General features: G+C 64.7%; 26 protein-coding genes and 3 tRNA genes. 16 read left to right on the top strand and 13 right to left on the bottom strand.

What is annotated here, in order from left to right:
* The first annotated feature begins 352 nt into the window (after positions 1-352).
* Together DEIDE_RS01990 and DEIDE_RS01985 are read left to right on the top strand one after the other, a co-directional pair.
* On the top strand, positions 353-703 hold the full coding sequence (locus DEIDE_RS01990; protein ID WP_162485374.1) for a hypothetical protein: 351 nt from the start codon (positions 353-355) through the stop codon (positions 701-703).
* A 114-nt stretch (positions 704-817) separates the two neighbouring features.
* Positions 818-2017, top strand: a complete 1200-nt coding sequence (locus DEIDE_RS01985; protein WP_012692293.1) for an RNA polymerase sigma factor — start codon at positions 818-820, stop codon at positions 2015-2017.
* Between the two features lie 301 nt (positions 2018-2318).
* On the opposite strand, the gene DEIDE_RS01980 is transcribed toward DEIDE_RS01985, so the two are convergent.
* From DEIDE_RS01980 to DEIDE_RS01965, 4 genes are all read right to left on the bottom strand, one after another.
* A tRNA-Arg gene (locus DEIDE_RS01980) sits at positions 2319-2395 on the bottom strand.
* 13 nt (positions 2396-2408) lie between these two features.
* Positions 2409-2496 (bottom strand) — tRNA-Ser (locus DEIDE_RS01975).
* 15 nt (positions 2497-2511) lie between these two features.
* A tRNA-Ser gene (locus tag DEIDE_RS01970) sits at positions 2512-2599 on the bottom strand.
* Between the two features lie 68 nt (positions 2600-2667).
* Positions 2668-3924, bottom strand: a complete 1257-nt coding sequence (locus DEIDE_RS01965; protein WP_012692292.1) for a nitrilase-related carbon-nitrogen hydrolase — start codon at positions 3922-3924, stop codon at positions 2668-2670.
* 46 nt (positions 3925-3970) lie between these two features.
* On the opposite strand from DEIDE_RS01965, the gene DEIDE_RS01960 reads away from it, so the two are divergent.
* The 6 genes from DEIDE_RS01960 (at position 3971) to DEIDE_RS01935 (ending at position 9249) form a co-directional block, all read left to right on the top strand.
* A complete protein-coding gene (locus tag DEIDE_RS01960) occupies positions 3971-4609 on the top strand; it encodes a 5-oxoprolinase subunit B family protein (protein WP_012692291.1) in 639 nt (212 codons plus the stop codon).
* Complete coding sequence (locus tag DEIDE_RS01955; RefSeq protein WP_012692290.1) at positions 4606-5550, top strand: 5-oxoprolinase subunit C family protein; 945 nt, start codon at positions 4606-4608, stop codon at positions 5548-5550. The genes DEIDE_RS01960 and DEIDE_RS01955 overlap by 4 nt, the downstream gene beginning before the upstream one ends.
* Positions 5547-6296 carry a 5-oxoprolinase subunit PxpA gene (pxpA, locus tag DEIDE_RS01950; RefSeq protein WP_012692289.1) on the top strand — a complete coding sequence of 250 codons (750 nt, stop codon included), beginning with the start codon at positions 5547-5549 and terminating at the stop codon, positions 6294-6296. Before DEIDE_RS01955 ends, pxpA begins: the two co-directional genes overlap by 4 nt.
* A 71-nt stretch (positions 6297-6367) precedes the next feature.
* A complete protein-coding gene (locus DEIDE_RS01945) occupies positions 6368-7468 on the top strand; it encodes a GGDEF domain-containing protein (RefSeq protein WP_041226990.1) in 1101 nt (366 codons plus the stop codon).
* 127 nt (positions 7469-7595) lie between these two features.
* Complete coding sequence (locus DEIDE_RS01940) at positions 7596-8234, top strand: DUF47 domain-containing protein (RefSeq protein ID WP_012692287.1); 639 nt, start codon at positions 7596-7598, stop codon at positions 8232-8234.
* Between the two features lie 16 nt (positions 8235-8250).
* Positions 8251-9249 (top strand): inorganic phosphate transporter, encoded by a 999-nt coding sequence (locus tag DEIDE_RS01935; protein ID WP_012692286.1) that lies wholly within the window; start codon positions 8251-8253, stop codon positions 9247-9249.
* Positions 9250-9313: 64 nt separating this feature from the next.
* Here DEIDE_RS01935 and DEIDE_RS01930 read toward each other — a convergent pair whose 3' ends face one another.
* The 5 genes from DEIDE_RS01930 to DEIDE_RS01900 are packed head-to-tail and all read right to left on the bottom strand — an operon-like array spanning position 9314 to position 14065.
* The gene (locus tag DEIDE_RS01930) at positions 9314-10090 is read right to left on the bottom strand and encodes a type III pantothenate kinase (RefSeq protein ID WP_041227333.1); all 777 of its coding nucleotides are present in this window, start codon (positions 10088-10090) and stop codon (positions 9314-9316) included.
* Positions 10091-10138: 48 nt separating this feature from the next.
* Positions 10139-10831 (bottom strand): hypothetical protein, encoded by a 693-nt coding sequence (locus tag DEIDE_RS01925; protein WP_012692284.1) that lies wholly within the window; start codon positions 10829-10831, stop codon positions 10139-10141.
* Positions 10832-10857: 26 nt separating this feature from the next.
* The gene (locus tag DEIDE_RS18950; RefSeq protein WP_012692283.1) at positions 10858-12960 is read right to left on the bottom strand and encodes a hypothetical protein; all 2103 of its coding nucleotides are present in this window, start codon (positions 12958-12960) and stop codon (positions 10858-10860) included.
* Positions 12957-13370, bottom strand: a complete 414-nt coding sequence (locus tag DEIDE_RS01905) for an ExbD/TolR family protein (RefSeq protein WP_012692282.1) — start codon at positions 13368-13370, stop codon at positions 12957-12959. The genes DEIDE_RS18950 and DEIDE_RS01905 overlap by 4 nt, the downstream gene beginning before the upstream one ends.
* Positions 13367-14065: a MotA/TolQ/ExbB proton channel family protein gene (locus tag DEIDE_RS01900; RefSeq protein WP_012692281.1), complete on the bottom strand. Its 699-nt coding sequence runs from the start codon at positions 14063-14065 to the stop codon at positions 13367-13369. The genes DEIDE_RS01905 and DEIDE_RS01900 overlap by 4 nt, the downstream gene beginning before the upstream one ends.
* A gap of 180 nt (positions 14066-14245) precedes the next feature.
* Between DEIDE_RS01900 and sufC the strand changes: the two genes are divergently transcribed.
* From sufC to sufD, 3 genes are all read left to right on the top strand, one after another.
* The gene (gene sufC, locus DEIDE_RS01895; protein ID WP_012692280.1) at positions 14246-15010 is read left to right on the top strand and encodes a Fe-S cluster assembly ATPase SufC; all 765 of its coding nucleotides are present in this window, start codon (positions 14246-14248) and stop codon (positions 15008-15010) included.
* 115 nt (positions 15011-15125) lie between these two features.
* Positions 15126-16532 carry a Fe-S cluster assembly protein SufB gene (gene sufB, locus DEIDE_RS01890; RefSeq protein WP_012692279.1) on the top strand — a complete coding sequence of 469 codons (1407 nt, stop codon included), beginning with the start codon at positions 15126-15128 and terminating at the stop codon, positions 16530-16532.
* Between the two features lie 57 nt (positions 16533-16589).
* Positions 16590-17942 (top strand): Fe-S cluster assembly protein SufD, encoded by a 1353-nt coding sequence (gene sufD, locus DEIDE_RS01885; protein ID WP_012692278.1) that lies wholly within the window; start codon positions 16590-16592, stop codon positions 17940-17942.
* A gap of 75 nt (positions 17943-18017) precedes the next feature.
* Here sufD and DEIDE_RS01880 read toward each other — a convergent pair whose 3' ends face one another.
* The gene (locus tag DEIDE_RS01880; protein WP_012692277.1) at positions 18018-18557 is read right to left on the bottom strand and encodes a DUF4142 domain-containing protein; all 540 of its coding nucleotides are present in this window, start codon (positions 18555-18557) and stop codon (positions 18018-18020) included.
* Positions 18558-18803: 246 nt separating this feature from the next.
* Positions 18804-19523, bottom strand: a complete 720-nt coding sequence (locus DEIDE_RS01875; protein ID WP_012692276.1) for a 50S ribosomal protein L25/general stress protein Ctc — start codon at positions 19521-19523, stop codon at positions 18804-18806.
* A 255-nt stretch (positions 19524-19778) separates the two neighbouring features.
* Between DEIDE_RS01875 and efp the strand changes: the two genes are divergently transcribed.
* The 4 genes from efp (at position 19779) to DEIDE_RS01855 (ending at position 23157) form a co-directional block, all read left to right on the top strand.
* Positions 19779-20336 carry an elongation factor P gene (efp, locus tag DEIDE_RS01870; protein WP_012692275.1) on the top strand — a complete coding sequence of 186 codons (558 nt, stop codon included), beginning with the start codon at positions 19779-19781 and terminating at the stop codon, positions 20334-20336.
* Positions 20337-20504: 168 nt separating this feature from the next.
* Positions 20505-21044, top strand: coding sequence for an acetyl-CoA carboxylase biotin carboxyl carrier protein (gene accB, locus DEIDE_RS01865; protein WP_012692274.1), 540 nt, complete (start codon positions 20505-20507; stop codon positions 21042-21044).
* A 90-nt stretch (positions 21045-21134) separates the two neighbouring features.
* Entirely contained in the window at positions 21135-22472 is a 1338-nt protein-coding gene (gene accC, locus DEIDE_RS01860; RefSeq protein WP_012692273.1) for an acetyl-CoA carboxylase biotin carboxylase subunit, read from the top strand.
* A gap of 61 nt (positions 22473-22533) precedes the next feature.
* Positions 22534-23157: a class I SAM-dependent methyltransferase gene (locus DEIDE_RS01855; RefSeq protein ID WP_012692272.1), complete on the top strand. Its 624-nt coding sequence runs from the start codon at positions 22534-22536 to the stop codon at positions 23155-23157.
* Here DEIDE_RS01855 and DEIDE_RS01850 read toward each other — a convergent pair.
* Both DEIDE_RS01850 and DEIDE_RS01845 read right to left on the bottom strand, forming a co-directional pair.
* On the bottom strand, positions 23150-23935 hold the full coding sequence (locus DEIDE_RS01850) for an intradiol ring-cleavage dioxygenase (protein WP_012692271.1): 786 nt from the start codon (positions 23933-23935) through the stop codon (positions 23150-23152). The two genes, DEIDE_RS01855 and DEIDE_RS01850, sit on opposite strands and share 8 nt — an antisense overlap.
* A gap of 205 nt (positions 23936-24140) precedes the next feature.
* A complete protein-coding gene (locus DEIDE_RS01845) occupies positions 24141-24449 on the bottom strand; it encodes a hypothetical protein (protein ID WP_012692270.1) in 309 nt (102 codons plus the stop codon).
* Positions 24450-24582: 133 nt separating this feature from the next.
* On the opposite strand from DEIDE_RS01845, the gene DEIDE_RS01840 reads away from it, so the two are divergent.
* Positions 24583-25365, top strand: coding sequence for an exodeoxyribonuclease III (locus tag DEIDE_RS01840; protein WP_012692269.1), 783 nt, complete (start codon positions 24583-24585; stop codon positions 25363-25365).
* The last annotated feature ends 585 nt before the right edge of the window (positions 25366-25950 follow it).

The raw sequence follows: 25950 nt of genomic DNA, 5'->3' as shown, positions 1-25950 counted from the left end.
CTTCTCCTGGGGTCTGCAGCAATTGACTGTAGACCGTGGCCTGACTGGCCAACCACCTCTCTGCTGTTCACGGCGACTGCGCACTGAGACCCCACACTTTGCTTTCAAGGACCTCAGGACTATTGCGGCTCTCTTGTGGCGGCCTTCCCTGTTACATGGCGCCTTGCCACTTCCGGCCCGTCAGGTTTACATCCTCCGTTGGGCGGACCATAGGCAGACGTCGAACCAGAACACGAGACAGAACGGCACTCAGCTGTTCTTCAAGCACACTCTCTTTTCACCAGACTGAGGGGTACCTCCTCAGCCCGTATTAAAAGGACCACCGATGACCTACATGCACCATCCGTCAGAGATGTCTGCTGATGTGCATGCCGTGGTAACAGCCGCCCAGGAACTTCGTGCCGCGAAAGAATTCCTGCAAAGCGGGCATCTCATCAAGGGTGTCCAGAGGCACGAACGCGCTAAACGCGAGCTGTACCAGGCAAGCCATACCCTCATGACCAGCGGTGCTGGTCAACCGGGATTCCAGAGCGCCCAGCAGACCGAACTCTTTACCACATTTCTCCTGGCCCTCGCTGATTTTCGCGGCGCCTACGAGCAGCGCCGCGCAAACAGCACGGACAGTCAGGCCGCAAGCGCTCTGGTAAAAGCCATAAAAAACGTGATTGGCGAACTGGGTCACATCGAGCGGAAGCTGAACTGACCTCTGGAGAACGGCCGCACCTCTCGCACTTCCTGACCGCCTGCCACTGATCCCAACCTCTCGCCATGTTCCGGCGGCCAGCGTCGCCTGGGCACTACGGAGACGACAATTACCATGCCAGCAAAATCCACACTGAATTCCTCCACACCCATTCCCAAGCGCGCACGCGCACCCCGGCAGGCCCGGATCACAACCCCCAAGTCTGCTGCCCATGACCCCGCCGCTGAAGTGGAACTCGATCGGCCTACAGAGCTCACCGCACTGGACCAGTTGGCTGCTCCTGTGGACCCGGAAGTGCTGGACGATGGCCTGGGTCTGGAAGCGGACCTGGATTCAGCTCCGGTTGACGCCACTAAGGACGCTGAGGAACTCGAAATTCACATCAGCGCGGACGCCTATCAGGGTGATTCGCTCCGGCAGTACCTGCACGAGATTGGACAGATCGAACTGCTCAGCGCCGTGGAAGAAATGGATCTCGCGCGCCGGTACGAGGAGGGCGAAGCGGCCCGCAATGAACTGGAGAGCAACCCGGACCTCGACGACCGCCACCGCCGGCACCTGCAGCGGCTCGTCGAGGACGGTGAAGCAGCCAAGAAGTCTCTTACTGAGGCCAACCTCCGTCTGGTGGTCAGTATTGCCAAGAAATATGCGAACCGTGGACTGAATCTTCTGGACCTGATTCAGGAAGGCAACCAGGGCCTGATTCGTGCGGTCGAGAAGTTCGAATACCGCCGGGGCTACAAGTTCTCCACCTACGCCACCTGGTGGATCCGTCAGGCCCTGACGCGCGCCATCGCAGACAAGTCACGCACCATCCGCGTCCCTGTCCACATGGTGGAGACCATCAACAAGCTCAGCCGCATCAGCAGGCAGCTGGAGATGGAACTGTCGCGTGAACCTCTCGCGGAGGAGATGGCCGAAGCGATGGGACCGGGTTGGGACGCCGAGAAGGTGACGGATACGCAGAAGGTGGGCCATGAGCCGATCTCTCTGGAAACACCGATTGGGGACGAGGGCGACAGCTTCTACGGAGACTTTCTTCCGGACGAGCGCTTCGGCTCGCCCGTGCAGAACGCCAGTCAGACGCTCCTGAGTGAGGCGCTGGAACGCGCACTGAGCTCGCTGGGAGAACGTGAAGCGCTGGTCCTGAAGCTGCGCAACGGTTTCGTGGACGGCCGCGAACATACGCTGGAAGAAGTGGGGCAGCTTCTGAGTGTCACGCGTGAGCGCGTGCGCCAGATTGAAAGCAAGGCTCTGCGCAAACTCAAGTACGGCGAGAGCCTGAACGCCGGCCTCCGCGATTTTCTGGACTAAAACGCCTGCTTCACCCCAGTTCCACCCTGACCTGAGACAGCCCTCCTGCATGGGAGGGCTGTTCTGCTGACCTCAGGAATTATTGATCGGCACTTTTGCTGCCCGTGCCTATGGACCGTGCTGGACACCCGCCGCGCAGGTCACGGACTGGCTGGCGAGCCTACGAGCCTATGGATCTCCTCACGTGCTTCGTCACGACCGCGCCGCAGAAATTGATCTCATAAATGGACAAGCTGTTTCGAGGTTTTAGCTTCCAAAAATTGAAAACTACGAAAAACCCCGCTCACGCGGGGCTTTCTTGTGGTGTGCCCGAAGGGATTCGAACCCCTGGCCTTCTGATCCGTAGTCAGACGCTCTATCCAGCTGAGCTACGGGCACATCCTGTAAGTTTTGGCGAAGAGGGAGGGATTCGAACCCTCGATACCTTGCGGTATACACCCTTAGCAGGGGTGCGGTTTCAACCACTCACCCACCTCTCCAACTCTGGGTATTTATGGCGAGGGGTGAGGGATTCGAACCCCCGGTAGGTTGCCCTACTGCAGTTTTCAAGACTGCTGCCTTCAACCACTCGGCCAACCCCCCTTGCGGTGGGTGCGTCTCAGGTGCTGTCCTGAGCGCGAGGGGAAGTATAGGGGGGAGGTCGGAAGTTGTCAACGCTTTTGTCGGATCAGCCTGAGCAGGCCCAGCATCAGGGTGCCTAGCATGATCCAGCTTGGAGCGCGCCGGGACGACTGAATACGGCCGCGTAGCAGTTCATCCAGCGCCTCTTCGTGGGGGGTGCGGGGCGGCACTGGGCATGTGCTGGCCGGCAGGCTCAGGTCTGCGAACAGCACGTCTGTGCGGTAGGTGTTCTCGCGGGGATGACCACTGTGGGCCGCCAGATCCAGACCTGTCTGCCGCAGCTGCTCAGGCGGACCTTCCTCTACCCAGGGCGCCAGGGCCAGAAAGCCCGGGCGGGGCGACGTCAGAACATAGCTGCGCGGCTCGGGGGCGTCCTCGGGACGGCCAGTAATGGCACTCTGTCCGTCGAAGGTCAGGTCCAGCAGGTTGCCGACCACCATGGGATTGACGGCGTAACGGATATTCCGGCCGCTGGTCGTGGCGGTCCAGCTGCTTTCCAGCCAGGCCACCGGCTGATCACGCACCTGTTGGGGGTCAGGCGGAAGACCTTCCAGGGAGGTCCACGGGGCACCGTTGGCATCGGGCTGCAGCAGGACCGTGCAGCCCTGAGCCTCCAGGCGCTCAATCACATCGGCCCGGAACGCGTCCAGGCTAATAGCTACGCCCAGGTCTCCGACCGGTGTCGGAAACACCCGCAGTTCATTCAGGCGGCCGGGGGTCAGGTCCACGCCGTCTCCTTGCTCGTCGGGAGTGAGGTGCACCTTGTCGGTCACCCCGATCAGATTCCCACTGGGATCAAGCAACACCGTCTGGTTGGTCAGCACGCCAGGCTCACGGCTCAGAGAGCGGCCGCGGCGCACATAGCGGGGCATGGGCGTGCTGCCACAGCAGAGGTAGACGCCGTATTCGCGGGCCAGGTCCCGGCAGGTCTCGAGGTACAGCCGTGTGTTCTCCTCGCTGCCTGCCAGTTGCAGGGCGCGCACCGGGCCGGTCCGTTCACGCAGCATCAGCGGCAGGGTCCTGACCAGCCGGGTGGCGAACAACGCGGCGGCGGCCCGCTCGAAGGTGCGCAGCCGGGGTGCCCAGGGCGATCCGCGCAAGACCAGAGGAAGGCCATTGAGTTCGGTCAGGACCACCAGGGTTGGCCGGTCCGGTCTCATGTGGGGCCGGGCCTGTTCCAGCTGCGCCCGCATCCACCGGCGAAAGGCCGCCGCGCTGATGAAATCCTCGGCGTGCCACTTGGGCTGGACAGCCACCACACGGAAATGCCGGTCACCGGACGCCATGAACCCAGCGTACCCGCGATGCGCCGCAACGTGAAATGATGCGCGCGTGACCCAAGGCCTGCCTGCGGAGACACCGCGCTTCGAGCTGCTGGGCGACGCGGCCCTGGTGGTGCATTCCCGCCGCGCTCAGGCCCTGAGAGCCAGCCTGCTGGCCTCTCCCCTTCCCGGCGTGCGCGAGAGTGTTCCGGCGCTGAATGTGCTGACCGTGCTGTTCGACCCCCTGCTGGTCGAGCCGGACGAGATCGAAACGGCCCTGCTTACCCGCCTGAGGCATCTGGATGACGCAGATATCGGTGCAGGGCGCGACCTGATCATCCCGGTCACGTTCGACGGAGAGGACCTGACGTGGTGCGCGGCACATGTGGACCTGAGCGTGCCGGCTTTCGTTGAGGCCCTGTGTGCGCTTTCTCTGGAGGTGGCGTTTCTGGGCTTCACACCTGGGTTTGCCTTTCTGACCGGTCTGCCCCCCAGGTTTCAGATGCCGCGTCTGACCACCCCGCGTGAGCGCGTGCCAGCTGGCAGTGTGGCGCTGGGCGGGCCCTGGGCCGGGGTGTATCCGCGGGAAACGCCGGGCGGCTGGCGACTGATTGGCCACACAGACGCGCCGCTCTTCGATCTTCGCCGCCCCGAGCCTCTGCTCTGGCAGCCCGGCGACCGGGTGCGCTTTGACCCGGTGATCCCATGATCGAGGTCTTCAGGCCGGGGCTGCAGACCACGCTGCAGGACACCGGCCGGCAGGCGCGGGCCCTGGGGGTGCCGACCGGCGGGGCTGCGGACCCGGTGGCCCTGCGGATGGCCCAGGCGCTGGTGGGCAATCCGGCCCACGCAGCGGCCCTGGAACTGACCCTGCAGGGCCCGGCACTGCACTTTCACGCCGGGGCGCTGGTAGCGCTGTGCGGTGCCCCATTTGAAGCCAGCCTGGAGGCCGCTGCGCTGCCGCTGTGGCAGGCGGTGCAGGTGCGGGCCGGACAGACCCTGACCATCGGCGGCACACCCCGCGGCCTGCGGGCGATCCTGGCGGTGCGCGGCGGGCTGGCAGGCGAGCAGGTCTTTGGCAGCCGGTCCACCGACCTGCGCAGCGGCTTCGGCGGGCTGGCAGGACGGGCCCTGCAGCGCGGCGACCGGCTGACCCTGGCCAGCCACCCTCCACCCGCGGCCGCGTCACGGGCCAGGGTGTCGCCGGAGCTGTACACGCCGGTGGGTCCGCAGCACAGCTTGCGGGTTCTGGCAACTGCGGAAGCCACCCCAGAGTTGCTTGAGTCCCTGCTGGAAAGAGAGCTGACGGTCAGTTCCCAGGTAGACCGCATGGGCGCGCGCCTGACTGAAACTTTCCGCGCTCCGCATGATCCGGGCCGGGTCAGCCTGCCGAATGTGCCGGGGGCGGTGCAATTGCCCCCGGATGGGCGCCCGATCGTGCTGCTGCCCGACGCCGGCACCCACGGCGGCTATCCGACGCCGCTGGTGGTGGCCAGCGCAGATCTGCCGCGCCTGGGCCAGCTTCGGCCCGGCGACCGGCTGCACTTCACGCTGGTGGACACCGCGCAGGCCAGGGCCGCGCTTCAGGCCCGTGAGCAGTCGCTGCGTCTGGCCGAAGACGCGCTGCGCTGGTGGTACAACAGGACATGACCGAACGCCGCATAGACCTGAATGCCGATCTGGGAGAAGGTAGCGAACATGAGGCGGCCATCATGCCGTTCGTGACAAGCGCGAATATCGCGTGTGGTGGGCATGCCGGAGACGTAGAAAGTATGCGTGAGAGCCTCCAGCTTGCCGCACGTCATGGTGTGGCCGCTGGTGCCCATCCCGGCTTTCCTGACCGCGAGGGCTTTGGGCGACGTGAACTGCATTTCCCACCTGCTGAGGTCACGGCGTTCGTGCGCGAGCAGATCGAGGCCCTCAAGGCTGTGGCTGCGCAGCAGGGAGTCCGGCTTGCGCACGTCAAACCGCACGGCATGCTCTACAACATGGCGGTCAAGGACCCGGCCCTGTCGGCAGCCATTGCGCGTGCAGCCGCCGACAGCGGCGTGCCCCTGTATTACGGTCTGGCCAGACAGCACAGCGTCATGCTGCACGAAGCCCGTCTGGCCGGCCTCAAGCCCGTTGGAGAGGGTTTTGCGGACCGGGGATATGCACCGGACGGCAGCCTGTGGCCGCGCGGGCAGGTGGGGGCCCTGCTGGAACAGGAAGCGGCAGTGGCTCAGGGAATCGCCCTGGCCACACGGGGGCAGACGGTGGCGGTCAGCGGCGAAGTGGTCAGCGTGCCTGCACAGACGCTGTGCCTGCATGGAGACGGCGCCGAAGCCGCCACACTGGCCAGGGCCCTGCGAGTGGCGCTGGAAGGCGCCGGGGTGCGGGTGCTGGCTCCGATCTGAGCGCTGCCAACCTGTTTAGAGTAGAGGGCTGTCAGGGTCGCGTGATGCCCGTCATGGTTCGCTGAAGCGGTATGCGTGACGCTCCTCCCCTGTCCCTGGAAAGCCTGAATGCCGGGCAGGGCCGCTCTCGCCCACTGACGGCGCTTCCACCCGCGAGCCGCCTGGAACTGCCTCTGGTTGTGCTGGCCGGGGTGGCACTGCTGCTCTGGCCGACCCATCCGCAAGTGGCGGCCTTTGACCGTTTCGCCCTGCCAGCGCTGCTGGGCCTGCTGATCGCCATGAATCTGGCGGCGGCAGGTTACTTTCCGCTGCCTGTTCTTCTTGCAGCCCGCGTGGCCATGGTGGGGGCCTGGAGCTATGTGCTGCTCAAGGCCGCCTTTGTGGTGCTCAGCCTGCCAGCCGGATCCCAGGTCCAGGCCCTGGCTCCCGTCCTGCTGTGGATCCCCGCGCTGATGGTCTCACATACCTGGCGGCTGCCACACGCAGAAGCCAGGTGGCTGACCAACGCAGGGCTGCTGGGGCTGCTGGGGCTGACTGTGGGTGCACTTGCGCGGGGAGCAGGCGAAGGCACAGCGCTACTGCTTCAGGTGCTCCTGGGCTGCGGCGTGCTGCTGACTGCCCAGCGTTCGGTACTGGAGTTGACCCGGCGCCAGACAAAACGCGGAGCCTGGGCTGACCTGGACAGCGGGCCGCGCGATCCCCTGACCGGCCTGCCGCAGCGCAGCGCTCTGGAGCGGTGCCTGCGCCAGCTGTCCGCACGGCCTGCTGGCGTGTCGGTGGCTGTGGTGCGGATCGACCATGCCCAGCGCCTGGAAGCCGAACGAGGCGAGGCCTTTATGGAGCGGCTGACGGCGCATGTCGCACGGAGCCTGGTCGAATGCGTGAGAGACGATGATCTGGTGGGTCGGCTCTCGGCCCGGGAGTTCATGGTGCTGCTGCGCGTCCCGGATGCGCGGGCAGGGCGGGCGGCCTGCGAGCGGCTGCGGCTGCGGGTGGCGTCTCGGCCTATCGAGGGGGTCAATCCCAGCATCAGTGTGGGGCTCTCGGATCTGCATGACACTCCCGAAAACAGCCTGATGCACGCTGAGCATGCCCTGAACGACGTCACTTCCGGGGCGTTCAACCGCGTGCAGGTCAGTGCCTCTAGCGGTCCGGAAGTCAGGGCCGGGTAAGAGCCAGCCGGCCCTGGCAGGGCCTACACTGAAGGGAAGTCGGGGGGTTCAGCTGGGACCTCCCCTTCCTTTGCCCCGGTGTCCTGACATTTCCATGACATAAGGGCAGACAATCAGGAGGATTATCATGGTTCTGTCAAAATTCATGCCCCACAATCCGAAGTTCAGCGCCAAGTTTGCGGAGTCCGCCCGCAACGCCCACGTGACCGCCCAGGCACTGGTGGATCTGCTGGAGAACTACACCGACGTTGAGCGCAAGGTGCAGCGCGTGCGCGACCTCGAACACGAGGGCGACCGCCTGAGCCGAGAGATCACCAACCTGCTGGCCGAGTCGTTCATCGTGCCATTTGACCGCGAGGACATCATTGCGCTGAACGATGAACTCGACGATCTAGTCGACGACATGGAAGACGCCGCGCGCAAGCTCAGCCTGTACGGCGTAGAGGCCCCCCTGCCGCAGATGGCGCAGCTCGCCCGCGTGGTCGAGCGCCAGTGCGCGCTGCTGGCCGAGGGCATGCCCATGATCGAGGACACCCGGAGGGGTCCGGATCTGGCCAGGATTGCCGTCGAGATCCGCAAGCTCGAAGACGAGGGCGATACCATCAGCGACGAGGTGCAGCGCAGCCTGTATCAGGGTGTCAACGACGTTCATGGCATGATCCGCGCCATGCGTGGCGGCGAGATCGTGGACCTGATCGAAGACGCGTCTGACCAGGCCCAGCGCGTGGCGAAGACCGTCGAGAGCATCCTGCTCAAGAACGCGTGAAGGCAGGCTGACCCACATGGAACCTGCCCTGATCGGCCTGATTATTATTCTGGCCCTGGCTCTGGCCTTTGACTTCATCAACGGCTTTCACGACACCGCCAACGCCATCGCCACCTCCGTCGCCACCAGAGTGCTGACGCCTGCTCAGGCCATTGCCATGGCCTCTATCCTGAACGTGGTGGGGGCTCTGTCGGGCACGGCTGTTGCCAAGACCATCGCCACCGACATTGTTCCGCAGGATTTCGCCACGCTGGAACTTACCGGCGCTGCGCTGCTCAGCGCCATCCTCTGGAACCTGTTTACCTGGTGGAAAGGTCTGCCCAGCAGCAGCAGCCACGCGCTGATCTTCAGTCTGGTGGGTGCAGGTGTGGCCGCTGGCGGCTGGGGCATCATCGTGCCCAAAGGCGTGCGCAAAACCCTGATCGGACTGGTGACCAGCCCGACCCTGGGGTTTATCGTGCCGATTGTGCTGATGGCCCTGCTGTCCTGGCTGGTGCTGCGCTGGATGAAGCCGCGTACTGTGACCCGCAGCTTCCGCTGGCTGCAGATCGGCTCAGCGGCCTTCATGGCCTTCTCGCACGGCGGCAACGACGCCCAGAAGGCCATGGGAATCATGACCTTCGCCCTCAGTGCTTACCTGGGCACGCAGGTCGAGGTCGTGCCCCTGTGGGTGATTCTGTCTGCCGCGATTGCCATGGGCCTGGGCACGGCCATGGGGGGCTGGCGGATCATCAAGACCATGGGCTTCAAGGTCGTGGACCTCAAGCCAGTCGACGGCTTTGTGGCTGAGGCCAGCGCCGCTGCTGTGATTACCGCCGCCACCCAGCTCGGCATTCCGGTCAGCACCACCCACACCATCAGCAGCAGCATCATGGGTGTCGGCACCACCAAGGGATTCCGGAAGGTCAAATGGCAGGTTGCCGGCCGTATCGTGCAGGCCTGGGTGTTTACCATTCCGGTGTGCATTGCACTGGGCTGGGCCTTTCACAAGCTGATTCTGCTCAGCGGCGGGTAAGCCGCACCGACGAGGAAAAATAAAGTGCCCCGGCCAGCTACAGGCCGGGGCACTTTCGCTGCGTTTACCGGCTGGCCCAGAGTTCGATCAGCCCGCGCAGGGTCAGCGTTTCGTCGAAATGGTCAATCTCCTGGCAGATACCCTCGATGGTCCGGGCAAAACCCCCCGTGGCGATGGTCACGGCCTCACCGGGAAGTTCAGCGCGAATGCGCCGCAGCAGCCCGTCGACCATCTCCGCGTAGCCGAACACCAGCCCGGACTGCAGGGCATGAACGGTGTTGCGGCCAATAGCGGTCTGCGGCGCGGCAAGCGTAATACGCGGCAGCTTGGCCGCGCGTGAGAACAGCGCGTCGGCGCTGACCTGAGCACCGGTGGCCAGCACTCCGCCCAGAAAGCGGCGGCCCTTGCCCACCACGTCGAAGTTGGTGCTGGTGCCGAAATCCACCACGACGGCGTAGTCGTGATGGTCCATGTACTTTTCGGCACCGAACAGGTTGCACAGACGGTCGGCGCCCACCACACCCGGCTGATCGAGTTCGACCCTTACGTCCGGAAGATTGTCCGCGTTGACGTCGAAGGCTTCTACCATAAAGTGCCGCCGGAGAGCGAGGGCGTAGTTCTCCCCTACAGGCGGCGCCACGCTGCTCAGGACAGCCGCGTGCGGCGCCTGTGCGCCGGCCAGGGCAAACAGACCGTGCAGCTGCAGCGCCAGGTCATCCGGCAGCATGTCGCGGTTGGTGCGTACGCGCCAGGTATGGGTCAGGGTCAGGGACTGGTCTGCGAGCCCCAGCACGGTGCTGGTGTTGCCGATGTCCACGGCCAGAAGGGGAAAGGCGGGCACACCCGGCATTGTACGTGCCGTGCGCTGCCCGCCTGGGTCAGTGACTGCCTACTGGAAGCTGGCTAGGTCCAGGGTCACGCTGTAGGCACAGTTGGTGTCCGCCTCGGTGCGCAGCAACAGCTCGATCTTATCGCTGGCGCCCAGACCGGCCTTGAGCGGCTCGAAGTAGAACACCAGGGTGCCGCTCCACTTGCCGGCCTCCTCCTTGAAGTCATTGACGTAGCTGCTGCGGACCGGGGAGATCAGCTTGCCCTCCAGCCCCTTGAGCCGTGCCAGATAGGCGCCGCGGGCTTTTTCGGTGGGCAGGCCCCGCACGCTGACATCCACGCGCAGTTGCCCGTCAGGCAGACGTGCACCGGCCAGTTCAGCGCCCAGAGCGTCAGTCACGCTGAGGTTCCGGAACCGGTCACGGGCCTCGGTGGCCTGAAAAGCCAGCTGGTCGGCCTGCCCACTGGCGGTGACTGCCACCGGGCGGCTGCCTTTGCTGAAATCCTGCGGCGCGGCCAGCCAGTCGGCCACGCACGACGCTTCACCGTCAAAGACCTTGACCGCCTCCTTACCAGCCACGAACTGGCCCTCTCTGACGCCCAGGTCCAGGGTCAGGAAGGTGTTGACCGGGTCACGCCGCCCGTAGGCACTGTCGATGACGTTCCGGGCGGTGGTCTGCTCCAGCTGAGGCACCCAGGCCAGGGCAGAAGTGGAGAGCAGCAGGGTGACGGTCAGAAGAATCGGTTTATGCACTGAGAACCTCCAGAAAAGTGATGAGATCAATCCTTGAAATAGACCACCCGGCAGGCCTCGCCCGCCGAGCGGAATTCACGGGCAGCAGCGGCCGAGAGCTCGACATCTGCCAGATAGTCGGAGTTGGGTGCGAATTTGGAAGGAAGAACGCGGCTTGCTTTGACCCGCGTCACGTTTTTGAAAGGAGCCAGGCCCGCTTCAGACGTGACGTAGGTGTGCAGGTTGCCTTCCATGACGAGGTCGGAACTCACGCCCTTGATCAGCTCCGGATCGGGCCAGACTTGTGCGCCCCCAGACATCACAAAGCTGCTCTGTGCCCGCTGGAAATTCCCCAGACCACGCACATCGACAACCACCGTGCAGCTCAGCGGCCGGTCTTCCTGGCCCCCCGCAGCGCCGTTGCCTCCCGTGCCGGGACGCGCCGCCTCCCCACCATTGCCGCCCCCACCACCCGGGCCGCCGGTACCGGTACCAGCGCCGGGTCCTGCGCTTCCCGCTCCTGGCCCATTGCCGGCAGGAGCAGTCCCGCTTCCGCCCGGGGTAGCGCCTGAAGTGCCGCCACCTGGCGCCGCCCCGGATGGTGCCGTGCCACCCGGAGCCGTGCTCTCAGGCGCTGTACCGGACGGCGCGGCTCCAGCGGGTGCAGTTCCGGCTGCTGGGGTTGTGGCCGCCGGGGTTCTGGTCGCAGCGGGCCTCTCCGGCGCAGTTCCCGCTGTTGGGGTTCCCGCAGCGGGGTTCCTAGTTCCGGCCCGGGCAGACGGCGCCTGCGCTACTGGACTGCCGCCTGCGCCCGTGGCCGGGCGCGGCTCAGGGGTGGTGGCAGGGGCGCGTGTCTCAGCGGGCGTACGGTCCGGATTGCGGCGGGCAGCCTCAACGGGTCGCTCCTCGGCTGTACCGGATGTGGGGGTTGTGGACCTGGAGGGAACAGGGCCTGAAGTGCTGGGAGCCTCCGCTGCCGCACTGACCGGCGCTGCTGGCCGGTTCGCTGGCGTAGCAGGAACCGGCGCAGGTGCCGCTGCCTGAGGAGCAGGCGCGACACTCGCCGCCGGTGGACGAGCTGGAACCTCGGGTGCGCGAGGAATGGGCCGGGCTGGAACCGGGGCCACCTCCGACGCTGGAGCCGGAGCCAGCGTGCCCCTTGGCGCAGCCGGCACCTCCAGGGTTTGACTCGCAGACGTTTGGGCCGGACGCGCAGGAATGGCTGCTACCGGGCTCGTCGCTCCCTCGGGGGCTGGCGTGGGGGTTCGGGCTGGCGCCTGAATGGGCTCAGGTGCGGCCGGCAACCGCTCTGGCTCAGTTTCCGGAGCGGCCGTGATCTCGTCCCGGCGAGGCAGGGCCGCCACCGATTCGGGCTCTGGCGGAGCCACGGCCTCGCTTTCTGAGGGCGCCAGCTCAGGGGCAGGTGCTTCACTGGCCCCAGGCTCAGCAGCCACTGGGTCCAGCTCACCCGGGCCCGGGGCCTGTGAGGTCTCGGGGGTCAGCTCGGCAGGCTCTTCAACCGGCGCAGAAGGTGACGGGGCTACAGCCACAGGCGTGTCCACTGTCGTCCGGGGCGCCGGAGCTGCCCCCGCCACCTGTGATGACGGCGCTCCCGCCGCCTCAACCGCTGGCGCCGCTGTGGCTTTGGGCGGACCCGACGCCGCCTGTGGCGTGTTGTTGCTCTGTGCATCCCGCCCAGTGGTGGGCCTGGAGGGAGCCGGCGTGGCAGGAGCAGGCGCCACTGCTGGAGGCACTGGTGTCGGCCGTGCTGGCGGCGTAACGGTTGGGGTCTTTACGGGCGGCGGCTTGACAGCAACGGGCCGCGCCGGAGCTGGTTTTGCAGGCTCCGGTTTTGTGGGCGCCGGTTTGGGCGGAGTCGGCTGCGCTGCGGGCGGGCGCAACGGGGCCGCCGCCTCAGCCGGCTGCTCCGGCGGTGGGGTGGGCTGCGGAGCAGGCGCCAGGGTGACCACTTCCAGAGGGGCGCGGCGGGCGTCGGCGGGGGTTCGGCGGGGTTCGGGGTCATAGGGCCGGGACACCAGCAGGCCCAGCAGCAGGGCCGCATGCAGCGCCGCCGTCACCCCGGCCGCGCGCCAGCGGTCGCGCTGTTCAGGAGAAGATCGTGGGCCCGGGCGCTGGGGCAGGGTGGTCATGGAGTCCCGGCCGCCTTGCGGGTGCCCAGCGCCAGCCGTTCGCCCCCAGCCTTCTTGATCTCGTCCATGACGCGCACAACCGCGCCATAGTTGCCCCGCTCGTCAGCGCGCAGCCCGACAGTGCCGCCGGAAGTGGCCAGCAGCGGCTTGAGCTGGCTGCCCAGCCGGGTCAGGGTGGTGGCCTTGCCGTTCAGAAAGACCTTCCCGGCGCGGTCCACACTGACGACAGGCAACGCTGGCGTCTCCTGAACCGTCGTACTGGCGCGCGGCAGGTCAAGCGGCAGGGCGTTGTTTCGCGCTCCGAGGCTGCTGGTCAGGAAAAAGAAGATCAGCAGCAGCAGCACGATGTCCACCATGGGAGCAAAATCGAAGGTCACCTCGTCTGCGCCCTCGCGGAAGCGGCGTCTCACCGGTGCGCTCCGTCAAAACTCAGAGACACTTCAGGGCGGGGCGGCAGGCTGACCACAGGGGTCGGCACATGCGCAGCGGCGAGGCGTGGGGTCAGCCAGCCCGGCAGATCCTCACGGACCCGCTCGGCCTGGGTGGCAATCCGGTCAGCCCGCGCGCGCAGGGCATTCCGGGCCACATAGGCAATGATGGCCACGACCAGACCGGCTGCCGTGTTGACCAGGGCCTCGCTGATCCCGGTGGCCAGCTGGGCCGGGGTGGGCGCGCTGGTCTGGCTGAACACCAGAAACGAGCGCACCATCCCGATCACGGTGCCCAGCAGGCCCAGCAGCGGCGCGACCTGGGCCGCCGTGCTCAGGGCACTCAAGCCGGCATACAGGCGGCTGTCTTCGGCCAGAAGCGCTGACTGCATGGCCGAGACTGCCGCGTCCGGGCCCCGGTCAGCGCGGTGCAGGCCCGCCCGCAACACCTGAACCGCAGGAGCAGGGTGAGCAGAGCGGTCCACCTCTGCCAGGGCAGCAGCCGGGCCACTTTCAGCCGTAATGGCGCGGGCCCGCTCGATCAGGGCACTGGCATCCTGACCCAGCCGGCGCATGGCCTGGATTCGCATGGCCGTGAGGTACACCACATAAAGGGACAAAGCCAGCAGCACCCAGAGCAGGGGGCCGGCGGCACGCAGCAGATCAAGTGGACTCACTCGTAACGGTTAACACGGTGGGCTGTGGCAAGCGTGAACTGCGCATGGGGAGCCTCATAAATCCAACAAATGCACCATCTGCAATCCACACTAAGTCACTCGACTTTAGACCCGAAGACGCGTAAAATGACCAGGAAATCAGGAATCATTCCTAACAAGATTCCCGGCCAAGGAGACCGTATGACCAACCAGCCTCACCAGCTCGAAATCCGTAACCTGCACGCGTCCGTGGGCGATCAGCCCATCCTGCGCGGCATCAATCTGACTGTTCCCCGTGGCGAACTGCACGCGGTCATGGGCCCGAACGGCAACGGCAAGAGCACCCTGGCCAAGGTCATCGTGGGCGACCCCGAGTACACCGTAACCGAAGGCGAGGTGCTGGTGGACGGCGTGAACATCCTGGAGATGGAGCCCGACGAGCGTGCCCGCCTGGGCCTGTTCCTGGCCTTCCAGTACCCGGTCGAGATTCCCGGCGTCACCATTGCCAACTTCCTGCGTCTGGCCATGCAGGCCAGGAAAGAAGAAGGCCAGGAAGTGTCTTTCACCGAGTTCTACGGCAAGCTCCAGAACGCCCTGAAGGTGCTGGAGTGGGACGAGAGCATCGTGGAGCGTTACCTCAACGAGGGCTTTTCGGGCGGCGAGAAGAAGCGCAACGAAATCCTGCAGATGCTGATGCTCGATCCGAACTACATCATCATGGACGAGACCGACAGCGGACTCGACGTCGACGCGCTGAAGATTGTCGCCCGGGGCGTGAACTCCATGCGCGGCGAGAACCTCGGCGGCCTGATCATCACCCACTACCAGCGTCTGCTCGACTACATCGTGCCGGACAAGGTCCACATCATCGTGCAGGGCCGGGTTGTCCAGAGCGGCGGCCCCGAACTCGCCAAGAAGCTGGACACCGAAGGCTACGACTGGGTCAAGGAACTGGCGACTGCCTGAAGCGCTCACGGCGCAGGACGTGACCGGTGAACCTCTTCCCCATCCGCCTTTTTCGCGGAGCCTGTCACGCCCCCTGCGACGTGCCTTCCCAAACAGACCTCTTTAAGGAGTCATCATGACCGTTAATCCTGAAGCGTCCAACATCAACACCGAATACGAATACGGCTGGAGCAACCCCGAACGCTACGCGATCAAGGCGCCTAAGGGCCTCTCGCGTGACGTCGTGGAAATGATCTCCAAGGCCAAGGAAGAGCCGCAGTGGATGCTGGACTTCCGTCTCAAGGCGCTGGACATCTTCAACTCCAAGCCTATGCCCGAGTGGGGCGCCGACCTGTCGGGCCTCAACCTCGACGAGATCTACTACTACATCAAGCCCGAGGGCTTCAACGCCCGCTCCTGGGACGACGTGCCTGAAGACGTGAAGCGGACCTTCGAGCGTCTGGGCATCCCCGAGGCCGAGCGCGCTGCGCTGGCTGGCGTGGGCGCGCAGTACGAGTCCGAGATGGTCTACCACAACCTCAAGGAGGAGTGGGAGAAGCTGGGCGTGGTGTTCCTGAGCATCGAAGACGGCATGCGCCAGTACCCCGAGATGTTCCGCGAGTACTTCGCGACCGTCGTGCCACCCGAGGACAACAAGTTCGCGGCGATCAACTCGGCGGTGTGGTCAGGCGGCAGCTTTGTCTACGTGCCCAAGGGCGTCAAGGTGGACATTCCCCTTCAGACCTACTTCCGTATCAACGCCGAGAGCAGCGGGCAGTTCGAGCGCACCCTGATCATCATCGATGAAGGCGCTCAGGCCCACTACATCGAAGGCTGCACCGCCCCCGCCTACAACGCCGACTCGTTCCACTCCGGCGTGATCGAGATCATCGTCAAGGAAGGCGCGCGCTTCCGCTACAGCACCATCCAGAACTGGAGCCACAACGTCTACAACCTGGTCACCCAGCGCGCCGCCGTGTACGGCAACGGTGTGATGGAGTGGGTGGACGGCAACCTGGGCAGCAAGGTCACCATGAAGTACCCGGCCTGCTACCTGCTCGAAGAGGGCGCGCGCGGCGAAGTCCTGAGCATCGCCATGGCCGGCCGCGGCCAGCACCAGGACGCCGGCGCCAAGATCGTGCACTTTGCGCCGCACACCTCCGGCACCATCGTGTCCAAGAGCATCTCCAAGGACTCGGGCCGCAGCAGCTACCGCGGTCTGGTCAAGATCTACGAAGGCGCCAAGGGCTCCAAGACCAACGTGGAGTGCGACGCCCTGCTGCTGGACGAGGAAGCCCGCACCGACACCTACCCGTACATCGAGATCGAGGAAAAAGATGCGCGCGTAGGTCACGAGGCGACCGTCTCCAAGATCAACGACGAGCAGATCCTGTACCTGCAGTCGCGTGGTCTGAGCGAGGACCAGGCAGCCGGCCTGATCGTGCGCGGCTTTATCGAGCCGATTGCCAAGGAACTGCCGCTGGAGTACGCCGTGGAGCTCAACCGTCTGATCGAACTGGAAATGGAAGGCAGCGTCGGCTAAGCGGCGTGGCGGGACGCGGACGCCACAAGGTGACATCCGCGCCTTGCTGGAGGAACAATGACCAAATTTACCGAACAACTGTCCCAGACCGGCGGCCCGGAGTGGCTGACCACCAAGCGCCAGGAAAGCCTGGAGCTGTTCAACGCCCTTTCTGTGCCTACCGAGCAGGTCGAAGCCTGGAAGTACACCCAGGTCGAGGTCGACTTCGACGCCCTGCAGCCTCACCCCAAGCGCGGAGTGGCGCTGGACCTGGCCGCGCTGCCTCAGAGTGTTCAGAAGCGCCTGCAGGGGACCGACGTGGGCGCCTTCCTGGTGCTGGACGGCCCAGATGTGGTCTACCGCACCGAACTGCCCGCCGATCTGCGCGAGAAGGGCGTCATTTTCACCGATCTGAAGACGGCTGTGGAACAGCACGCCGACCTGGTGCAGGCTCACCTGTACTCGGTGGTTCCAGCTGAAGTGCCCGACGACACGACCATCGCCGCGCCCGGCACCACGCCCAGCAAGAGCCCGGACCCCAGCGAGGGCAAGTTCAGCGCCCTGGCGGCGGCCCTGTGGACCAACGGCGCGTTCGTGTACGTCCCACGCGGCGTGGAAGTCGAACTGCCCCTGGGCTCGTTCCGCGTCATGAGCGAGGCTGGTACCTACACTGCCACCCGCACGCTGGTGGTGGCCGAGGAAAACGCCCAGGTCACCTTCATTGACGAGCAGGACAGCGAGGATCTGCCCAACACCTACGCCATCGGCGCGGTGGAACTGGTGGTCAAGCAGGGCGCACGCCTGCGCTACGTGTCCATCCAGAACTGGGGCAAGGGCGTCACGCACATTCAGCGCCAGCGTGGCGACGTCGCGCGCGACGCGACCCTCAACAGCCTGGTGGTCACCATGGGTGGCACGCTCTCGCGCACCGAGATGCAGTCCTACCTGCGCGGCCAGGGTTCGGACAGCGAGATGCTGGCCCTGTACTTCGCCAATGAGGACCAGCACTTCGACCACTACACCCTGCAGCACCACGCCGCCCCCAACGCCCACAGCGACCTGCTGTACAAGGGTGTGGGCGACGGTCAGAGCGTGGGCGTGTTCAGCGGCATGATCAAGGTGGACCTGGGTGCCCAGAAAACCGACGCCTACCAGAAGCACCGCACGCTGATGCTGTCCAGCGAGGCCCGCAACTTCAGCGTGCCCCAGCTGGAAATCAACGCCAACGACGTGCGCTGCAGCCACGGCAGCACCACGGGACCTGTAGACGAGGAGCAGCTGTTCTTCCTGCGTTCGCGCGGGATCCGCAAGGAACTGGCCGAGAAGATGCTGGTCACGGCCTTTCTGGAGGACGTCCTGGCGCGCGTGCCGCTTCAGAGCGTCGTGAAGTACATCGAAGGCATCATCGCCGAAAAGGTCGGAGCCGCCTAAGCAGCGTCATTCAGATCATGATGGCCACCCACACGGACGTGGGTGGCCATCTGTTTATTGAGCCGGAGTGTGGTCTTACTGTCCGGGCAGGGCCATGGCATCCCGGAGGTGCATCTCGACCGCCGGCTGCATCTTGGCGGCGTAAGCCAGCGCCATCTGGTCACGGCCGATGGTGCGGTAGGCCATGATCAAATCCAGCGTCATCTGGTGACCCAGAACCTGCACGCGTTTGTACATGGCGTCAAAAGCCGCCCCCGTCAGGGTGGCCAGCTTGTTGGCCATCAGGCGCTGTTCCGGGCCGGGTTTGTCGGTCAGCCGGATGCCCCGGGTGGAGGCGATGCGATTCAGTTCAGCCTGAGCCATGGTGTGCTCGGCGATCATGCGCTGTGCAAAAGCCCGGACGGCTGGGTTCGTGCTGCGCTGCAGGGCCAGCCGTGAGGTGGCAATTTCCGTCAGGTTGCTGATGGTCGCCGACTCCATGAACAGCACGTCGGAGTTGTTGCTCATCTGTGCGGTGGACATACCTGCCGTCATGGGCGGCATGCCGGCACCTCCGGCAAGCGTGGTGGGGGTCATCAGGGTCAGGGCCAGCAGCACGGATACAGGTTTCAACATCAAAGACCTCCGGAAATTGAAGTACGAGGAGCTTTCGCCTCTGCGCCTCAGGCTGCGGCAAACGCCTCCACGAAGCTCCGTAAGCTCTGTGAAGGCGTCCTGTTTTTCTCTTGATTCTCTCTTAGCGGCTTCTAGGGGCAGCGGCTGTATGAGATGAGTTCTCTGAGTTCGTGCAGGAGAAGACTGTCCTGGCCAGCACAGCAAAGGGCCGGCACCTTAGAAGGTGCCGGCCCTGAAGCGCAGAAGTTACTGCTGCTGGCCTTCTTCGGTGCTGCCCTCGGCCTGGGTGCCTTCGGCGGCGTGGGCCTCGGCTTTGATCTCCTCGATACTCGCGTCGCCTTCGAGCACAGCGGCTGCGGCTTCCTCGGACAGTTCACCAGCGGCGACCAGGCCAGCCACCTGGGCAGCCTGGGTTTCAGCAGCGGCTTCATCAGCGGTCATGCGCGGCGGCAGGACGCTGATCACGACGCTGTCTGCAGCCACGGCCAGCGTGCAGCCCTCGGGGAGCTTCACATCACCGGCAGTGATGTGGTCACCGATGTTCAGGCGGCTGACATCTACGGTCAGTTCCTGGGGAATGCGGCGGGGACCAGGAGCCACGATGCTCAGGTTGTGAAGCACGATGTCCACCAGGCCGCCCATGATTTCGCCCTGGCTCTTGCCCGTGGTGTGCACCGGGACAGACACTTCGATGGGCTCACCGTAGGTGACCATGTAAAAGTCCACGTGAATGGGCGTGCGGCGGCGCTTGTCCATCTGCACGGTCTTGACCAGTGCGGGGAAGGTCTCGCCCCCTTCAACGGTGATATCGAACAGGCCAGTGGTGCTCTGCTGACGGAACGCGCGGTCAAAGGCCTTGCGGTCCAGAGCAAAGGAAATATTGTTGTCCTTGTTGTAGGCAACGGCGGGGATCAGGCCTTCGGCCAGTTTCTCCTGGCTCTTGCGGGGTTTGGCGTTCAGTTCCATGTGCTCTCTCCTTAGCGTTTCTTCGCCGCCTCACTCTCGCCGCGCGCCGGACTTTCAGGCCTCTACAGACCAGCCAAACCGGGGGCGGGGGCGGACGTGCAACCGTGACAGTGTAGCAAACCCCGCCTGTCAGGTGGAAGGGCTATGCATGGCTCTGCTAAACTCCGCACTGTTGCCGCGCGGCTCCCTGCTTCCCTTAGTCACAGCCTTACCAGGAAGCCAGAGGTAGCCCCGGACAGAGACAAGGAGAAAGACATGATCAGTGTGACGGAACTGCGCAACGGTACCAAAGTGGAAATGGACGGCGGCCTCTGGGAGTGCCTGGACTACTCGCACCTCAAGATGGGCCGCGGCGGCGCCAAGGTCGTGACCAAGTTCCGCAACATGGAAACCGGCAGCATCGTGGACCGCACCTTCAACAGCGGCGAAAAGCTGCAGGACATCTACGTTGAGGGCAAGAAGATGCAGTACCTGTACAAAGACGGCGCCGACTTCATGTTCATGGACATGGACACCTTCGAACAGGTGATCCTGCCGCCTTCGCTGGTGGGCGACGCGGCCAAGTTCATGAAGGAGAACACCGAAGTGGAAGTGGCGATGTACGGGGAAAAGGCCCTGACCATCACGCTGCCCAACCAGGTGATCCTGAAGATCGTGGAAACCGACCCCGGCGTGCGTGGCGACACGGTTTCGGGCGGCACCAAGCCGGCCAAGCTCGAAACCGGCGCCGTGGTGCAGGTGCCCCTGTTCGTGGAACAGGACACCAACGTCAAGGTGGACACCCGTACCGGCCAGTACCTGAGCCGCGCCTGAGTGTCTGAGTTGGGAGGCGTCGCCACTGGGAAACCGGAGCGGCGCCTCCCGGCTTTTTCGTTAGACTGCGTTCAGCCAAACGACCGTTAGGTGACAGGTGGCCCTGGCAGCGCTGCATGATGAAGCAGCTACAGCACGGACCAACCGGCGCCGCCACAAGGAGGACCCATGAATCCCGAAGACCTCAAGAAGATTCTCGATGCCCTGAGCGTGGCAGATGTCCGCGAATTCAGCCTCTCGACCGGCAGCTTTGCCATGGACCTCAAGCGCGGTCCCCAGGCCGTGTCCTACCCGTCCCCGGCGCCCAGCGCACCAGCACCCATCTTTATGCCAGGCGCGGGTCACGCTCCTGCGGCTCCGGCTGCACCCGCGCCTGTGGCACCGGCAACGGACGCCGCTCCGGCCCTTCCCGCTGCAGCGACGCCCGCGCCCGAGGTGGAAGCTGCGCCTGCTCCGGTCAAGCCCGTCAGCGCCGGGACTCCGGTCAAGGCACCGATCGTGGGGACCTTCTACGCCTCCAGCAGCCCCGACGCTCCCCCCTACGTCAAGGTGGGCGACACCGTGCAGGCCGGACAGGTCCTGTGCATCATCGAGGCCATGAAGCTGATGAACGAGATCGAAGCCGAGCAGGGCGGCACGGTGCGCGAGATTCTGGTGAAGAACGCCGAACCCGTCGAATACGGTCAGACGCTGTTCATCATCGAGTGATCGAGCGCGCAGGTATGGGGGCAGCCGCCGTCAAGCGGCTCCCACCGGGCCTTGTCACCAGATTCTTCGCTGAAAAGGGGCATAGAAGCGATGTTTAAAAAAATCCTGATCGCCAACCGTGGCGAAATCGCCCTGCGTGTGATCCGTACTGCGCGCGAACTGGGCGTCAAGACTGTGGTGGTGTATTCCACTGCCGACGAGAAAAGCCTGCCGGTGCTGCTGGCGGACGAAAGCGTGTGTGTGGGGCCACCAGCCAGCAACCAGTCCTACCTGAACATTCCCAACATCCTGTCTGCTGCGCTGATGACCGGCGCCGAAGGCATCCACCCGGGCTACGGTTTCATGGCCGAGAACCCGGACTTTGCCGAGATGTGCCGCGAGCACGGCATCGTGTTTATCGGGCCCACGCCCGAGAGTATGCGCGCGCTGGGTTCCAAGGCGGGCGGGCGTGAAATCGCCGCGGCCAGCAACGTGCCGGTCGTGCCCGGTACCGGGGTCCTGGAAGACGTAGACGCCGCGCTGCTGGCGGCCAAGCAGATCGGGTATCCGGTGCTGCTCAAGGCTTCGGCGGGGGGCGGCGGGCGCGGCCAGAAGGTCATCCGCACCCAGGAAGAACTCGCCAAGGGCTTCGCACAGGCGCAGGAAGAAGCGCGGCTGTACTTCAGCGACCCGGCAGTCATCATGGAGAAGTTCCTCGAAGAGTTCCGGCACGTCGAAGTGCAGGTCATGGGGGACGGCAAAGGCCACGTGATCCACATCGGCGAGCGCGACTGCTCGATCCAGCGGCGCAACCAGAAGCTGATCGAAGAAGCGCCCAGTACCCTGCCGGACACGCTGCGCCAAGAAATCCTGGATGCGGGCGTGCGGCTGGCCAAACATGTGAACTACGCCGGGGCCGGCACACTGGAGTTCATTGTTGACCGCGACGGCAACTACTACTTCATGGAGATGAACACCCGCATTCAGGTGGAACACTGCGTCTCCGAGATGATCTCCGGGCTGGACTTCGTGAAGTTGCAGCTGGAAATCGCCTCGGGACACGGTCTGACGCTGCAGCAGGAAGACATCAAGCTGCAGGGCCACTCCATCGAATGCCGCCTGAATGCCGAGGATCCCGACAAGGATTTCCGGCCGGCGGCGGGCAAGATCGACGATGTGCACTTCGCAGGTGGTCCTGGCGTGCGGGTGGACAGCCACTGCTACTCGGGTTACGTCATTCCGCCGCACTACGACAGCCTGATTGGCAAGCTGATCGTGCATCACGACAACCGCGAGCAGGCCATCACGCGCATGAAAAGAGCCTTGGAAGAGACGGTCATTCAGGGGCCCAAAACCACCATTCCGCTGTACGTGAAGATCATGGACAACCCGTTCTACAAACGAGGCGCGGTCATGACCAACTTCCTGAAAACACGCATGGAGATGTAAAACTCGCGCCGCAGCGCAGGGGGGCAGGCACGCGCCTGCCTCTCTTTTTTATGCTGAAGCCATGACCCTGGCTGCGCGTGACGCCCTGTGCTTCCGTCTGGGCGGGGAAAACTGGCCTGCTGGACCGCTTCTGGAGTTGCTGGACCTCCCCACCACCGCGGCTGTACTGGACGTCGGTGCAGGAACAGGTCTGCTGCTGCGTGAACTGGAAGCTCGCGGACACGCCGGCACCCTGGATGGGATCGATACGCGCCCCGGAGCTGGCGTCCGTCACGGTCAGGCTGAAGCCCTGCCCTATCTGCCTGGCAGCTTCGACGCCGCGCTGCTGGTGCGGGTGCTTTCGCACCTGCCGCGTCCTCTGGTGGCCCTGGCGGAGGCCCAGCGGGTCCTGCGGCCGGGCGGCCAGCTGGTTCTGGCCGCCCATGGACCCGGGCATCTGGCGTCTACATGGCGGGCTCTGGGGCGTCCCGGCTCTGATCGGGGGCCGGACGCACCACTGCGCGAAGCCCTTCAGGCCGCTGCTCTTGTGGCCGTTCGGCTTGACGTGCGGGTGCGCGTGAAGGTCACAGAAGCCCATGCCCGCGAGCTGGTTCAGGCTTCCGCGCTGAGAGTCCCGGTGAGCAGCCAGCGCTTCCCGGTAGAGGACGCGCTACACCTGAGTGTCTACGTTGCGCGCTTCAGCTGAGCAGCCCCACGTCGAAGGTGGCCATCAGGCTTTTTTGAGGCGTTCCGGTGGCACGGATCAGCATCTGATTACCTCCGTTGCGGTACAGGCTGTCGGTGCTGTTAAGCGTGTCACGGCGTCCTTTTTGCCGGTAGGGCGCCAGAGCGTGCACCTGTTCATTCAATGCCTCTTCGAAAAACAGCTGTGAAACGAAATCGCCGCTGACCCTGCCACGGGCGTCAAGCGTGCGCAGGCGGTAATGGAGATGCACCGCGCGGCCCCGGTACCAGCCGGGATAGATCGTCTGGAAGCTGCAGCGTCCCTGGGCGTTGGTGATCTGGTACCCGCGCAGAAAATTCTGGCCTCTGGTGTCGAAACTCTGGTCGCTGACGTCGCTGTACATCCCCAGCGCGTCGCAGTGCCAGACATCCACGACCACCCCTGCAAGCGGCTCACACACCCGCAGCCCCACCCGCGACACCTGGAAAGTGAGGGTCAGGGGCACGCCGGCCGCCACCCTGCCGCTGGCGCTGTCCGTGCGGATATCGCGGCGTCTGAGTCGCTCGTCGGTAAAGAACGGGCCCTGAGCCGACTGTGGCCGCACGACGCAGCCCGGGAGACCAGCGGCTGCAGGAGCCGGGCGACCCGGCCCAGTCTGGCGGGCCAGTGCCAGCCCGCCGACAAACGCCGCGCCTCCCGCCAGACCTAATAACCGCAAGGCGTGGCGGCGGTCCAGGACCTGGCCTACCGGCAGATCGTCATCTTCCAGGTCATGGTTCTGGCTGGGGTGCTCGTGCATACAGACCCTCCTTCCGAAGGCGGGTGGCCTTCATCTGAAGGCAGTGTGCACCCCCACGAGGACGTGCAGGTTAGAAGGGCACCAGAAGTCGAGGCTGGGGTTCAGCTCTTTTCATCAGCACCCTGCACCGCCCACCACTCCGGACTCACTGAAGTTTTCAGAGGACCTGTTGGCTCAACCGGCGCCTTTGCTTTAGAAATGCGGGTTATTTATCGAATTTTTCGTAGCCAGCAGCACTTCGGCGCTGGGCACCGCGCGCGTAGTCCATCTGCATTTCCACGGTATCGTGCTTGCCTTCTGTAAAGGTCGTGTCATGAATCCAGTAATTGAGGCGGTCATCGCCCAGCTGCACCCAGAGCTTGTGCTCGTCGGCCGCATCACGCCAGAACGTGACGTGCGTGAACTCGTTGCGCTGTGCCCACTGCTGCACGTCCTGCAGCACCCGCGCAGCTTTGGGATGCGTCATCTCGTACTCGAGCCCATCCGATTCATTGCGGAATTTAATGTCGGTCATGATTCCTTTAGCGTAACGGTCAGGCGCGGCCCCCTGGACGTGAGTTGACTGAACGACGCCTAAACGGCCCGGCCTGAATAGCCAGTTGCAAGAGCGGCGCTGCTGCGTCAGGAGGCCGCTATCCTCGGAGACGATGACGTCCGCCTCTCCGTCTTCAGCCTCTGCCCTGAAGGTCACCACCCTAAACGTCAATGGCCTGCGCAGCGCCCTGCGCAAGGGTCTGCGCGACTGGCTGTTACGCGAAGCACCTGACGTCCTGCTGCTGCAGGAAGTGCGGGCCGGCCCCATGCCCGAAGCGCTGCAAGACCTGGGGTACGACGGCGCCTGGTTTCCGGCGCAGAAGGCGGGTTACAGCGGCGTGGCAGTGCTGAGCCGCCACCCCCTGCGCGACATCCGGGCAGGCATGCTGCACGATGAGATGGACGCTGAGGGCCGGGTGGTCAGCGCCGTGGTGCAGGGGGTGCGCTTTGTCAGCGTGTATCTGCCCAGCGGCAGCAGCGGCGAGCTCCGTCAAGGGTTCAAGGACCGCATACTGGACGACTACCACACCTGGGTCCAGGCTCTGCTGGATGAACAGACGCCGGTGGTGATCGGTGGGGACTACAACATCGCCCACCGCGAAATTGACCTGAAAAACTGGCGCAGCAACCGGAAGAACAGCGGCTTTCTGCCGCACGAACGTGAATGGATGACGGCCCATCTTTCGGCCGGTCTGGTCGACTGCCACCGCAATTGCCTGGGCGAAGCGGCGGAGTACACCTGGTGGAGCAACCGCGGCAACGCCTATGCGAACAATGTCGGCTGGCGCATCGACTACCTGCTGTCGGCCGGGGTGCAGGTGCGTGGCGTGTGCGTGGACCGCGAGGCGCGCCTGAGCGACCACGCTCCGCTCACGGGTTGGGTGGAGCGTTCCTGAAACCCGGATTCCAGATAGGAAACATGGGTTTGACCAGACTCAGCGTGGTTCTTGCAGAGCAGGGTGAATGCACCATCAGTCTGTCCTGGGGCAGTTCCACGCCACCTTGCATAGAGCGCCGAGTCCGCTGGAAGAACTGACTTTTGTTGCGACAGGCCCGAATGCGACCAGACAGGTGTTTCCTCGGAGGGTTTGCGGCGCTCCAGGTGCCGGAGCCCGCTGGAGCGCCTTGCCAATGCAGAAACCCCAGCAGGTTGCTCGTTCTTTATCTCTGGCTTCGGGTGGCCCATCGGTTCTGGGCTTCAACCCTCTCAAAACAGTGCTCTCCAGCATTTCGCAGACTGTGCTGCTCGTTTCGTTTCAGCCGGTTCATCCATTTCCTACTCCCAGGTGCGTTGCGCCAAGCGCTCAGGGTGCGTAAAGGTTGCGTCAGGCGGGCCGTGTTATGCTGCTTATGCTGCCGGGTACAGGACAGCGCCCCCACACAGACGCCTGCGGGGCAGTGGTGAACCAGGCGCGGCCCGAGTAAAGCGAAAAACCAGTTCCCGGGGGCCGAGGGGGACAGCAGCAGCGCGTCAGCAACTT

The sequence above is a fragment of the Deinococcus deserti VCD115 genome, from assembly GCF_000020685.1.
GTDB classification, from domain to species: Bacteria; Deinococcota; Deinococci; order Deinococcales; family Deinococcaceae; genus Deinococcus; species Deinococcus deserti.
The sequence above is the reverse complement of the archived record's forward strand: the minus strand, read 5'-3'. Positions and strand labels throughout refer to the sequence as shown.